Raw genomic sequence first — 12,781 nt, 5'->3', positions numbered from 1 at the left:
CCCGGATCACGGCGTGTTTCGCTCAGCGCGTACGGGATGCGACTCGATGGGGGGTTCTCGGGGAGTGTCTGCGGGGTGCGGAGGCCGCACGAGAATAGACTCGGACATTGTGACCGCCGAGTATTCCGCCCATCATCTCCAGGTGCTCGAAGGACTCGAAGCGGTCCGCAAGCGCCCCGGTATGTACATCGGGTCGAACGGATCGCCCGGGCTCATGCACTGCCTCTGGGAGATCATCGATAACGCCGTCGACGAGGCGGTCGCCGGCAACGGCAAGAAGATCGACATCATCCTGCACTCTGACGGCAGCGTGGAGGTGCACGACCTCGGTCGCGGCATCCCCGTCGACGTCGAACCGCGTACCGGGCTGACCGGTGTCGAGGTGGTGTTCACCAAGCTGCACGCCGGTGGAAAGTTCGGTGGCGGGTCCTACGCCGCATCCGGTGGACTGCACGGTGTGGGTGCCTCCGTCGTGAACGCCCTCTCCGAGCGTCTCGACGTCGAGGTCGACCGCGGCGGCAAGACCTACGCGATGTCCTTCCACCGTGGGGAGCCCGGCCGCTTCGCCGATTCGGGGGAGAAGCGCCCTGATGCGCCCTTCACGCCCTTCGAGGACGGCAGCGAGCTCCGGGTCGCCGGCAAGGCGCCGCGGGGTGTGACCGGAACGCGGGTGCGCTACTGGGCCGATCGGCAGATCTTCACGAAGGATGCCGCGTTCCAGCTCGGCGAGCTCGAGAACCGTGCACGTCAGACTGCTTTCCTCGTGCCCGGGCTCGAGATAGTCATCCGTGACAACCGTGCGGAGGAGTCGATCGAGACCTCGTACCGCTATGAAGGCGGCATCTCCGAGTTCGTCGACTACCTCGCGAACGACCCGCCCGTGACCGATAGCTGGCGCATCCAGGGCGAGGGCACCTTCAAGGAGACCGTCCCGGTCCTGCAGGCCGACGGGCACATGATCGCCACCGAGGTCGAGCGCGTCTGCCAGGTCGATATCGCCCTGCGTTGGGGGACCGGCTACGAGACGACCATGCGCTCCTTCGTCAACATCATCGCGACCCCCAAAGGTGGAACACACCAGCAGGGTTTCGAGCAGGAGATGCTCAAGGTTCTGCGCGCGCAGGTCGAGCAGAACGCGCGTCGCCTGAAGGTCGGAAACGACAAGCTCGAGAAGGACGACGTTCTCGCCGGGCTCACCGCCGTGCTCACCGTGAACGTCCCCGAACCGCAGTTCGAGGGCCAGACCAAGGAAGTGCTCGGCACGCCGGCGGTGCGCCAGATCGTCGCCCAGGTCATCCGCAAGGATCTCGGGCTGCGCTTCAGCTCGACCAAACGCGACGACAAGAACCAGGCCACGCAGCTGCTCGACAAGATCGTCGCGGAGATGAAGGCTCGTGTCTCGGCTCGTGCGCACAAGGAGACCCAGCGCCGGAAGAACGCGCTCGAGTCGTCCACACTTCCCACGAAGCTCGTCGACTGCCGCACGAACGAGGTGGAGCGCAGCGAGCTGTTCATCGTCGAGGGAGACTCGGCGCTCGGCACCGCGAAGAACGCGCGCAACAGCGAGTTCCAGGCGCTGCTGCCCATCCGAGGCAAGATCCTCAACGTGCAGAAGGCGTCGATCGGCGACATGCTGTCGAACGCCGAATGCGCCTCGATCATCCAGGTGATCGGCGCCGGGTCCGGCCGCTCGTTCGACATCGATGCGGCCCGGTACGGCAAGGTGATCCTGATGAGCGACGCCGACGTCGACGGCGCCCACATCCGCACGCTGCTCCTCACCCTGTTCTTCCGTTACATGCGTCCGCTGATCGAGCACGGCCGCGTGTTCGCCGCCGTTCCTCCGCTGCACCGGGTGATCGTGATGAACCCCGGCTCGAAGCCGAACGAGACGATCTACACGTACAGCGAGCAGGAGATGCACGCGCTGCTCACCAAGCTCCGCAAGGCAGGCAAGCGCTGGCACGAGCCGATCCAGCGCTACAAGGGTCTCGGCGAGATGGATGCCGAGCAGCTCGCGACGACCACGATGGACCGCTCAGGACGACTGCTGCGACGCGTGCGCATGGAAGACGCCGAAGCTGCCGGTCGAGTCTTCGAACTGCTGATGGGTAACGAGGTCGCTCCGCGTCGCGAGTTCATCATCGACTCGTCCGACCGTCTGTCCCGCGAGTCCATCGACGCCTGAGCGTCGTCCTCAGCAGAGGAGGTGGGCTTTCCTCGGCGAGTCCGAGGGAAGCCCACCTCTTTGCGAAGTCAGACGATGGTGCGGCCGATGCTGCCGATCACGCCGTCGATCGGCTGACCGGAGGCGTCGCGGCGTGCGCCGGGCTCAGGGAGCTTGCGGACGGCCCCTGTCGGGTCGACAGCCTGTGCCGGGTTCGGGCCGACCCACGCGACCGTGAGGCGATCCTCGCCCTTCAGGAAGGCGTGTGCGCGCACTCCGCCCGTGGCACGCCCCTTCGCCGGATACTCCGAGAAGGCGGTGACCTTGGCGCGACCCGGCTCGGTGCCGGGGAGGATGCCCTCGGTGCCGGAGACGGTTGCGACCACGGCATCTGCGTCTGCCTCCACCGCTCCGAAGAACAGCACGGCGGCGCCCGACCCGAGCTTGATACCGGCCATGCCGCCTGCGGGAGCACCTTGCGGGCGAACCGTGGAGGCGGAGAAGTGGAGAAGCTGCGCGTCGGTCGTGACGAACACGAGTTCGGCGTCGTCCGGCGCCTCTGCCGCTCCGACGACGGAGTCGCCGTGCTTCATCGCGATGACCTCGATCTCGGGGCGCACGGGGATGGCGGAGGGGACGATCCTCTTCACGGTTCCCTGGGCGGTACCGAGCGCGATCGGGGTGTCGCTGTCGAAACGCACGAAGCCGAGGATCCGTTCGCCTCGTGTCGTGATGCCCAGATAGTCCTTGAGCGGCGTGCCCGCGGCGAGCTGCACCGAGGTCGATGGGACGGAAGGCAGGTCGACCGGGGAGAAGCGAACGACACGGCCCGCACTCGTGAGTGCTCCTAGCTCGGCACGGACCGTGACCTCGAGCGTCGTCAGGATCGCATCGTGCTTGCTGCGGCGTGCAGGAACCGTGAGTTCCTGCGCCTCGCTCAGATCGACGCGTACGGCGCGTCCTGTGGTGGAGAGGACGAGCACGGTCGGGGCATCGGCGATCTGCAGATCGACGGCGCCCTTCGTTGCGCGCGGCTTGGGCGGCGCAGCGTTCATCAGCAGCGTGCGACGCGGGGTGCCGTAGGCGTCGGCGGCGGCGTCGAGTTCGGTGGCGACCGCGGCGCGGAGCAGCACCGGACTGCCGAGCAGTTCACGGAGTGCGGCGATCTCGGCCTGCAGGGCATCGCGCTCCGCCTCGAGCTCGATCCGTGAGAACTTCGTCAGGCGGCGCAGGCGCAGCTCGAGGATGTACTCGGCCTGCAGCTCGCTGAGATCGAAGACGGAGCGCAGGCGCGAGCGCGCCTGTTCGGAGTCGTCCGAGGAGCGGATGACCTGGATGACCTCGTCGATGTCGAGGATCGCGATGAGCAGTCCCTCGACGAGATGCAGGCGCTCCTCGCGCCGGGCGAGGCGGTACCGGCTGCGGCGAGTGATGACCTCGAGGCGGTGCGCCACGTAGACGCTCAGCATCTCCTTGAGGCCCAGCGTGCGGGGCTGGCCGTCGACAAGGGCGACGTTGTTGATGCTGAAGGAGTCCTCCAGCGGTGTCAGCCGGTACAGCTGCTCCAGCACGGCGTTCGGGTCGAAGCCGGTCTTGATTCCGATCGCGACGCGCAGTCCGTGATTGCGGTCCGTGAGATCGGTGACGTCGCTGATGCCCTGGAGCTTCTTGGACTGCACCGCGTCACGGATCTTCTCGATCAGGCGTTCGGGACCGACCATGTACGGCAGCTCGGAGACCACGATCCCGGTGCGGCGTGGTCCGAGCGGCTCGATCGAGACCTTGCCGCGCACCTTGAGGGCGCCGCGACCGTTGGCGTAGGCGTCCTTGACTCCGTCGAGGCCCATGATCACGCCGCCGGCCGGGAAGTCCGGGCCCGGCACGAACTCCATGAGGTCTTCTGTGGTCGCGTCCGGGTTCTCGAGCAGGTGTGTGGCAGCGGCGACGACCTCGATGAGATTGTGCGGCGCCATGTTGGTCGCCATGCCGACGGCGATTCCGCTCGCGCCGTTGACGAGCAGGTTCGGGAACGCGGCGGGCAGCACGGCAGGCTGCTGGAACTGCCCGTCGTAGTTCGGGATGAAGTCGACGACGTCCTCGTCGAGGTTCTCCGTCAGTGCGAGCGCAGCGGCCGCGAGGCGGGCCTCGGTGTATCGCGCGGCAGCGGGGCCGTCGTCGAGCGACCCGAAGTTGCCGTGGCCGTCGACCAGGGGCACGCGCAGCGCCCACTCCTGCGCCAGACGCACGAGAGCGTCATAGATGGCGGTGTCGCCGTGGGGGTGGAGCTTTCCCATCACCTCACCGACGACGCGGGCGCTCTTCACATGACCGCGGTCGGGCCGAAGACCCATCTCCGCCATCTGGTAGAGGATGCGTCGCTGCACCGGCTTGAGGCCATCGCGTGCGTCGGGCAGTGCGCGCGAGTAGATCACCGAATACGCGTACTCGAGGAACGAGCCCTGCATCTCGGCGGACAGGTCGATGTCCTGGATGCGCTCCTCGACGGGCTCGGGCGGCGGAGTTTTCGGCATGGGCTTCCTGAGGGCGTGCGGGAGCCTGTGTCAGACTGGCTCGGATGTCCCTCATGCTACCGTCCGAGTCGCCGTCAGCCCGGAGCATCGTCGGGGTGGCGGGCGACCTCTTCGCGTCCTTGCGCGGTGAGTCTGCTGCACTCCCTCCCGCGCAGTCCGTCATTCTCGTGGTGATCGACGGGCTCGGCGCCATCAGTCTCCGCGGCCACACCGGCCATGCCAGATCGCTGACGGCCGGGATGACGAAGCGCGACACTGCGCAATCGGTCTTCCCTTCGACCACGGCTGCCGCATTGACGAGCATCCTCACCGGGGTATGGCCGGGCGAGCACGGTCTGGTCGGTTATCGGGTTCTCGATGCCCGGCGCGATGTGCTGGTGAATCAGCTCACCGGGTGGGAATCGGAGGGACTCGACCCGCTCACCTGGCAGCCGGTGCCGACCATCTTCGAGCAGGCCGTCACCGCGGCGAGACCGTCGTTCGCCGTCGGAGTCGCCGCATATGAGCACAGCGGATTCACCCGAGCCACTCTGCGCGGCGCCGAGTTCGTGGCGGCGAACACGCCTGCCGAGCGGGTGGAGGCCGCCTACGGACTGGCCGAGCAGAATCCCGGAGCCCTCGTCTACTGCTACCTCCCTGAGGTCGACAAGGCAGGGCACAAGCACGGGGTGGCGTCCGCCGAGTGGGTGGCGGCGCTCGAGGATATCGATGCCGCGCTCGCGGTGCGGGTCCCCTCAGGGGTCGGTGTACTCGTCACCTCTGATCACGGCATGGTCGACGTGCCTTCGCGGCGCCAGGCCGTGCTCGAGAGCTCGCATCTGTCCGGTGTCCGCCATGTCGGGGGAGAGCCGCGGATGCTGCACGTTCATCTCGAGCCGGATGCCGTGGCCGAAGACGTTCTCGCCCGTTGGCGTGCGGACCTCGACGGCATCGCCGATGTACTCACGCGCGACGAGGCGATCACCGCCGGACTCTTCGGACCGCTCGTCACTGATGACGCGCGTTCCCGGATCGGGGACCTTCTCGTCATCGCTCGCGGTGTGTGGGCGGTATACGACGGAACGGCGGCCGACCAGCGTGGTCGCGGCATGATCGGTCAGCACGGCGGGCTGACCGCAGAGGAGCGAACCGTTCCGTTGCTCAGACTCGGCGCCTTCTCCCGCTGATCGCAGGTGGCGCCGGCACCGTCGTCACTCGTCGGTGCGTGCTCCGAACACGATCTCATCCCACGAAGGCATGGCGTTGCGGCGACGTCGGCGGGCGCCGCTGTCGGACGATTCGCTCGAGTTGGTCGGCGGCTCTGTCTTGGTCGGCTCCGGCTCGTCCGTCTCCGGCTCGAAGGCTGCGTCGAACAGGGCGATCGGATTCGGCTCGGAGTGCTGATCCTCGACATCGTCGATCAGTGGAGCGGTCTCCCGCTGACCTCGGCGGCGGCGGAGCGCTTCGAGCAGATCGGCGGTCTCCGGACTCGTCGTGGATGACTCGGGCGCACGTTTGGTCGCAGCCTCCTGCGCTGCGGCGTTGGACCTCTCCGGAAGCGACGGCTCCTCGATGTCGGCCTCGGGGGTCGGCAGCAGGCGGGGCCCGAAGGCGCCGGAGTCGAATCGGCTCTCATCCTTGTAGGGCGACCCTGCGCGCTCCGCATCGACTGCGCGGAGGCGGGGGATGAGACCCTCGGGGAGCGAGCCCTGTCGGGAGAGCTGTGTGGCGTCGGCGTTGAGTGGAGACAGCGCGCTGCGGCGCGGGTCGAAGCTCCACCTGGCGTCATGCTCGACGTCGCTGGCGGTGAACTCGAGCTTGACGATCCACCCGGTCTCGTCCTTCCAGCTCGCCCAGCGTTCCTCCGAGGCTTCGACGTCGGCGAGCTTGGCGCGAACCGCGGCTCCGAAGGTCGGTTGCGCGTCGGGCTCGACCTCGCTGCCGATCAGCACGGGGACGGCCAGTGCCTGGCCGATGACGTGCTCGCGCTCCGCGAGGACCGGGCCCTCGAAGCGGGCGACATCGTCGACGCTGATGCCGAGCAGTTCGGAGACCTCGACGGCGGTGAGTCCGGCACGGATCTGCGCCTGGATGTCACGAGGGCTGGCGGCCAGGCGCTGTGCGGTCGGCTCGGCCTGGCGGGTGGCGCGACGGATCTCCCGCTGCAGGACATCGTCGATGGGCAGCGCGAACCGCTCGCCCGACTCGGTCGCGAGTACGAGGACTCCTGATTCTGTGCCGACGATGGTGACGTTTTCCATGCGAATGCCCCTCTGATGGGTGTGCGTTCATGGTGTCATGCGACTGCCGTCACAGCCGGGAATACTCTGGGCGTGCCGCGAGTTTGCTCTGTCGCACACCCCGGCATTTGCTTATTGCTCTGAGGTCGTGCAAACTATGGCCGCCGAATACCCGACGGCGAACCACCCACTCGCACCATGAAAGTGGAGATCTACCGCATGGCAACCGATTACGACGCTCCCCGAAAGAGTGAAGACGACTCCGAGTCGATCGAAGCGCTCAAGGAGCGTGTGCCGGACAAGCTCTCCGGCTCAAGCGGGGACGAGGATTCCGACAACCCGTCGAGCTTCGACCTCCCGGGTGCCGATCTGTCCGACCTCGAGCTTGATGTCGTCGTGCTGCCCGCGCAGCAGGACGAGTTCACCTGCATGAGTTGCTTCCTCGTGAAGCACCGCTCGCAGCTCGACCACGAAGACGCTTCCGGCCCCATCTGCAAGGAGTGCGCTGCCTGAGCACGCGCAAGCGAACCGCAACGCGCCCCCGACCATCCGGTCAGGGGCGCGTCGTCATTTCCGGCGTCGATCGCGTGGCGCGCGCTGTCCCTGGGTCGGGCGTCAGGACTGGGACGCGCGGATCGCGGCGGCGAGGCGGTCGGGCGTCCGCGAGGAGATCGTCCAGCTGACCACGGGGTCCGCCTGGTCGATGTTCGGCACGACCACGACTCCGTCGATGCCTCCGCGGATGAGATGCCATCCGCGTGCGGGAAGCCCGGGCCCTCTGGCCTCGCGCGCCTCCTCTGCGGTCAGCGTGACGGGCTCTCCGAGGTGCTTCGTATGGATGTGCGCCCGGCCCGCGCGCAGGACCGACCCCTCGACGGACACCACCGGGGTCGCGATGACGAAGAGGGTGACCAGGACCGCCGAGACCGCGGCGCCGACCACGAGCGCGACGGTGGATCCGACGGGGACGAAGATCAGCGACACCATCGGCCCCGCCAGGGCGACGGTGACCAGGAGCCGCAGGCTCGGGGCGAGTCGTTCGCGATAGTGCGTACGTGCGTCTGTCGTGGGGTTCTGCATTAGCCTCATGGGGTGACCGATTCCGTTGATGTCCCCATTATCGCCTCTGTGGTCCCCGGATACGCCCACCCGGGCGACGCCGGCGCCGACCTGGTGGCGGCGGAGGCCGTGCATCTGGCCCCGGGTGAACGGGCGTTGGTCGCGACCGGCGTACGCATCGCGCTGCCGGAGGGATACGCCGCCTTCGTGGTACCCCGTAGTGGTCTCGCGGCGAAGCACGGCATCTCGATCGTCAACTCGCCAGGGACCGTCGATGCCGGCTATCGCGGCGAGATCAAAGTGAGTCTGATCAACACCGACATCCATAGCGCGTACGATGTGGCCGTCGGCGATCGCATCGCGCAGCTGATCGTCATGCCCGTGACACGTGCCACGTTCATCCCGGTCGAGGAGCTGCCGGAGAGCGTGCGCGGCGAAGGCGGATTCGGATCGACCGGCTATCAGGCAGGGAAGAACAATGACTGACAACACCCCCAACCCCCCGAAGTCCGCACCGCTGAACCGCGCGACCGAGGGCCCCTTCGACGATTCCGAAGCGAACCCTGTCCGCCCCTACATCGACCTCGGCGGTATCAAGATCCTTCCGCGTGAGGGGCTCAATCTGCGCCTCGAAGTCGAGGAGCAGTCCAAGCGCATCGTGGCGGTCGGCCTCGACTACGCCGACTCATCGCTCCAGGTCCAGCCGTTCGCCGCTCCGCGGTCCGGCGGGCTGTGGGACGAGACCCGCGTGCAGCTGCGCGACCAGGTGCGGGCCCAGGGCGGCCGTGTCGAAGAGCGCGAAGGCACGCTCGGCAAGGAGCTGCTGGCCGAAGTGCCCGCTACGGCGAGCGAGGGCTCAGGGCTGCGTCTGGCGCGGTTCATCGGCATCGACGGTCCCCGCTGGTTCCTGCGCGGCGTGATCGGCGGCGCGGCGGCGTCCGATCCCGACGCGGCTGAGAAGGTCGAGGACCTGTTCCGCTCCATCGTCGTGGTTCGCGGCGGCTCTCCGATGCCTCCGCGCGATCTGATCCCCTTGAAGATGCCGGCCACGCCGGGATCCGCGTGAGCGCTCCCGAGCCCGGCGCCGAACGAGAGCAGAGCGCTTCCGAGATCTTCGGTGCGGCGCTCGGCGGGGCAGCACGGCGTGCGGGGCTGGATCCCGCAGATGAGGGACGCACGCACAAGGTCGTCTGGTCGGCGATCGGCGGGTGGCGCGGAATTCTCGAGTCCGTCCTGCCGAGCCTCGCGTTCGTGGTGCTGTTCACGCTGCAGCCGAAGCCCCTCATCCTCGCGCTCGGGGTCTCGGTGGGACTCGCTGCGGTCTTCACGATCATCCGCCTGATCCAGAAGTCCCCGCCGTCGGCCGCCCTGGGGGGATTGGTCGCCGCTGCCGCCGCTGCCGGACTGGCACTGTGGACCGGACGCGGCGAAGACAACTTCGTCCCCGGACTCGTGACGAACGCCGTCTACGGCTCGGCATTGCTCGTCTCCGCCCTGATCGGCTGGTCCCTGATCGGTCTGGCCGCAGGCTTCCTGATGGGGGAGGGCACCGCCTGGAGGCAAGACCGGCGCAAGCGCCGGGCATTCTTCTGGCTCGGGATCGCCTGGGCCGCACTGTTCTTCGCACGCCTCGCCGTGCAGTTCCCGCTGTATCTGGCCGGTGACGTCACCGCACTCGGCACGTTGAAGCTGATCATGGGGCTGCCGCTGTTCGCGCCGCTGATCGCGGTGACCTGGTTGGTCGTTCGCGCGCTGTACCCCCGCGCGCCTGCGCGCGAGGATGCACCTGCGGCGTGATAGATTTATCTTGATATCAAGATAAATCGCAGGCTTCTGCCGCGGGCCGGAAAGGCGCAGACTGGTTAGGTCCGCCTTGCTAGCCGCAGGACCTTCGCGGCGAGCAAGATGGAATCGCCTGTCGCTTCCATCAGATCAGAAGGAGACGGAATCGTGTCCACGGTGAACAGCTTCGGTGCCCAGAGCACCCTGACAGTCGGCAGCACCGACTATGAGATCTTCCGCATCGACACGGTGCCCGGTTTCGAAAAGCTTCCCTTCAGCCTCAAGGTGCTGCTGGAGAATCTCCTTCGCACCGAGGACGGCGCGAATGTGACGAAGGCGCAGATCGAGGCCCTGGGCTCTTGGGATGCGTCGGCGGAGCCGAACACCGAGATCCAGTTCACGCCGGCGCGCGTGGTCATGCAGGACTTCACCGGTGTGCCCTGCATCGTCGACCTCGCCACCATGCGCGAGGCCGTCACCGCTCTCGGTGGCGATGCGAACAAGATCAACCCGCTCTCGCCCGCCGAGATGGTCATCGACCACTCGGTGATCGCCGACCTCTTCGGCTCGGAGAATGCTCTCGAGCGCAACGTCGAGATCGAGTACGAGCGCAACGGGGAGCGGTACCAGTTCCTGCGTTGGGGCCAGACCGCGTTCAGCGACTTCAAGGTCGTTCCTCCGGGAACCGGCATCGTGCACCAGGTGAACATCGAGCACCTCGCCAAGGTCATCTACGACCGCGACGTGAACGGTGTGCTGCGCGCCTACCCCGACACCTGCGTCGGCACCGACTCGCACACCACCATGGTCAACGGTCTCGGCGTGCTGGGCTGGGGCGTCGGCGGTATCGAGGCTGAGGCCGCGATGCTCGGCCAGCCCGTGTCGATGCTCATCCCGCGCGTCGTCGGCTTCAAGCTGAGCGGCGAGATTCCCGCCGGCGTCACGGCGACCGACGTCGTGCTCACGATCACCGACCTGCTGCGCAAGCACGGCGTCGTCGGCAAGTTCGTCGAGTTCTACGGCGAGGGCGTGGCATCGGTGCCGCTCGCGAACCGTGCCACGATCGGCAACATGAGCCCCGAGTTCGGGTCGACGGCAGCGATCTTCCCGATCGACGACGTCACGCTCGACTACCTGCGCCTCACCGGTCGCAGCGAAGAGGCCGTCGCGCTCGTCGAGGCGTACGCCAAGGAGCAGAAGCTCTGGCACGACGCCGCCCACGAGCCCACGTTCAGCGAGTACCTCGAGCTCGACCTCGGCACCGTCGTTCCGTCGATCGCCGGCCCGAAGCGTCCGCAGGACCGTATCCTCCTCTCCGAGGCGAAGTCGCAGTTCGAGCAGGACATCCTGAGCTATGCCTCGCCGTCCACCTCGGATTCGATCGTCGACCTCGAGTCGAAGCACTCGTTCCCCGCATCCGACCCTGGTCAGGCGCCCGGCGACGAGGAGCCGACCACGCGTCCCGTGCACATCAACAGCGGTGCTCCGGCGAACGCGTCCAAGCCCGTGCCGGTGACCACGCCGTCGGGGGAGAACTACATCCTCGACAACGGTGCTGTCACGCTCGCTGCGATCACCTCGTGCACCAACACCTCGAACCCGTCGGTGATGATCGCCGCCGGTCTCGTGGCACGCAAGGCGCTGCAGAAGGGCCTGAAGCAGAAGCCGTGGGTCAAGACCACGCTCGGCCCCGGCTCGAAGGTCGTCACCGACTACTACGAGAAGTCAGGGCTCGACAAGGACCTCGAGGGTCTCGGGTTCTACACGGTCGGCTACGGCTGCACGATCTGCATCGGCAACTCGGGTCCGCTGATCGAAGAGGTGTCGGAGGCGATCAACTCGCACGACCTCGCGGTCACCGCCGTCCTCTCCGGAAACCGCAACTTCGAGGGTCGTATCAGCCCCGACGTGAAGATGAACTACCTCGCCAGCCCGCCGCTGGTCATCGCCTACGCGCTGGCCGGGTCGATGCACTTCGACTTCGAGAACGACGCGCTGGGCAAGGGCACCGATGGCGAGGACGTGTTCCTGAAGGACATCTGGCCCACCCCGGCCGAGGTGCAGGAGCTGGTCGATTCCTCGATCTCCCGTGAGCAGTTCATCAAGCAGTACGCGACCGTCTTCGACGGTGACGAGCGCTGGAAGAGCCTGCCGACCCCGGATGACGCGATCTTCCAGTGGGACGAGAACTCGACCTACGTGCGCAAGGCGCCGTACTTCGACGGCATGACGATGGAGCTCACCCCGGTGCGCGACATCCAGGGTGCCCGTGTGATGGCGACGCTCGGCGACTCGGTCACCACCGACCACATCTCGCCGGCCGGAAACATCAAGCCGGGCACGCCCGCGGCCCAGTACCTCACCGAGCACGGTGTGGACCGCAAGGACTTCAACTCCTTCGGCTCGCGTCGTGGCAACCACGAGGTGATGATCCGCGGCACGTTCGCGAACATCCGTCTGAAGAACGTCATGGTCTCGGCGGTCAACGACGGCCAGGTCATCGAGGGTGGCTTCACGCGCGACTTCACCCTTCCCGGCGGTCCGCAGTCGTACATCTACGACGCGAGCATGAACTACCAGGAGCAGGGCACGCCCCTCGTCATCTTCGGTGGCAAGGAGTACGGCTCCGGCTCGTCGCGCGACTGGGCGGCCAAGGGCACGAGCCTTCTGGGCGTCAAGGCGGTCATCACCGAGAGCTTCGAGCGGATCCACCGCTCGAACCTGATCGGAATGGGCGTCGTCCCGCTGCAGTTCCCCGCAGGACAGAGCTGGGAGTCGCTGGGTCTCGACGGCACGGAGATCGTCTCGATCTCGGGCCTCGAGGAGCTCAACAACGGTGTCACGCCGAAGACGGTCCGCGTGACCGCCACCCCGAGCGAGAACTCGCCAGAGGGCAAGCAGGTCGTGGAGTTCGACGCGGTCGTCCGCATCGACACCCCCGGCGAGGCGGACTACTACCGCAACGGCGGCATCCTGCAGTACGTGCTGCGTTCGCTGGTCTGACGCATCGCTCGAAAGGGGTC

General features: G+C 67.2%; 10 protein-coding genes. 7 read left to right on the top strand and 3 right to left on the bottom strand.

What is annotated here, in order from left to right:
- The first annotated feature begins 109 nt into the window (after positions 1–109).
- Positions 110–2,188: a DNA gyrase/topoisomerase IV subunit B gene (locus MRBLWO12_RS06570; protein WP_363553840.1), complete on the top strand. Its 2,079-nt coding sequence runs from the start codon at positions 110–112 to the stop codon at positions 2,186–2,188.
- 68 nt (positions 2,189–2,256) lie between these two features.
- Here MRBLWO12_RS06570 and MRBLWO12_RS06565 read toward each other — a convergent pair whose 3' ends face one another.
- Complete coding sequence (locus MRBLWO12_RS06565) at positions 2,257–4,698, bottom strand: DNA gyrase/topoisomerase IV subunit A (protein WP_363553838.1); 2,442 nt, start codon at positions 4,696–4,698, stop codon at positions 2,257–2,259.
- Between the two features lie 44 nt (positions 4,699–4,742).
- Between MRBLWO12_RS06565 and MRBLWO12_RS06560 the strand changes: the two genes are divergently transcribed.
- The gene (locus MRBLWO12_RS06560) at positions 4,743–5,864 is read left to right on the top strand and encodes an alkaline phosphatase family protein (RefSeq protein ID WP_363553836.1); all 1,122 of its coding nucleotides are present in this window, start codon (positions 4,743–4,745) and stop codon (positions 5,862–5,864) included.
- A gap of 24 nt (positions 5,865–5,888) precedes the next feature.
- On the opposite strand, the gene sepH is transcribed toward MRBLWO12_RS06560, so the two are convergent.
- The gene (gene sepH, locus MRBLWO12_RS06555) at positions 5,889–6,938 is read right to left on the bottom strand and encodes a septation protein SepH (protein ID WP_363553834.1); all 1,050 of its coding nucleotides are present in this window, start codon (positions 6,936–6,938) and stop codon (positions 5,889–5,891) included.
- 198 nt (positions 6,939–7,136) lie between these two features.
- On the opposite strand from sepH, the gene MRBLWO12_RS06550 reads away from it, so the two are divergent.
- Positions 7,137–7,430, top strand: coding sequence for a DUF4193 domain-containing protein (locus tag MRBLWO12_RS06550; protein WP_141871913.1), 294 nt, complete (start codon positions 7,137–7,139; stop codon positions 7,428–7,430).
- A gap of 102 nt (positions 7,431–7,532) precedes the next feature.
- Here MRBLWO12_RS06550 and MRBLWO12_RS06545 read toward each other — a convergent pair whose 3' ends face one another.
- A complete protein-coding gene (locus tag MRBLWO12_RS06545) occupies positions 7,533–7,997 on the bottom strand; it encodes a DUF3093 domain-containing protein (RefSeq protein ID WP_363553832.1) in 465 nt (154 codons plus the stop codon).
- Positions 7,998–8,009: 12 nt separating this feature from the next.
- Here MRBLWO12_RS06545 and dut point away from each other — a divergent pair, with 12 nt between their 5' ends.
- From dut to MRBLWO12_RS06525, 4 genes are all read left to right on the top strand, one after another.
- Positions 8,010–8,462 carry a dUTP diphosphatase gene (gene dut, locus MRBLWO12_RS06540; RefSeq protein ID WP_363553830.1) on the top strand — a complete coding sequence of 151 codons (453 nt, stop codon included), beginning with the start codon at positions 8,010–8,012 and terminating at the stop codon, positions 8,460–8,462.
- On the top strand, positions 8,455–9,042 hold the full coding sequence (locus MRBLWO12_RS06535; RefSeq protein ID WP_363553828.1) for a DUF3710 domain-containing protein: 588 nt from the start codon (positions 8,455–8,457) through the stop codon (positions 9,040–9,042). Before dut ends, MRBLWO12_RS06535 begins: the two co-directional genes overlap by 8 nt.
- Entirely contained in the window at positions 9,039–9,773 is a 735-nt protein-coding gene (locus MRBLWO12_RS06530) for a DUF3159 domain-containing protein (protein ID WP_363553826.1), read from the top strand. Before MRBLWO12_RS06535 ends, MRBLWO12_RS06530 begins: the two co-directional genes overlap by 4 nt.
- Positions 9,774–9,926: 153 nt before the next feature.
- A complete protein-coding gene (locus tag MRBLWO12_RS06525; protein ID WP_363553824.1) occupies positions 9,927–12,761 on the top strand; it encodes an aconitate hydratase in 2,835 nt (944 codons plus the stop codon).
- Positions 12,762–12,781: the final 20 nt, after the last annotated feature.

Source organism: Microbacterium sp. LWO12-1.2, from assembly GCF_040675875.1.
In the GTDB taxonomy this organism is placed as follows: domain Bacteria; phylum Actinomycetota; class Actinomycetes; order Actinomycetales; family Microbacteriaceae; genus Microbacterium.
The sequence above is the reverse complement of the archived record's forward strand: the minus strand, read 5'-3'. Positions and strand labels throughout refer to the sequence as shown.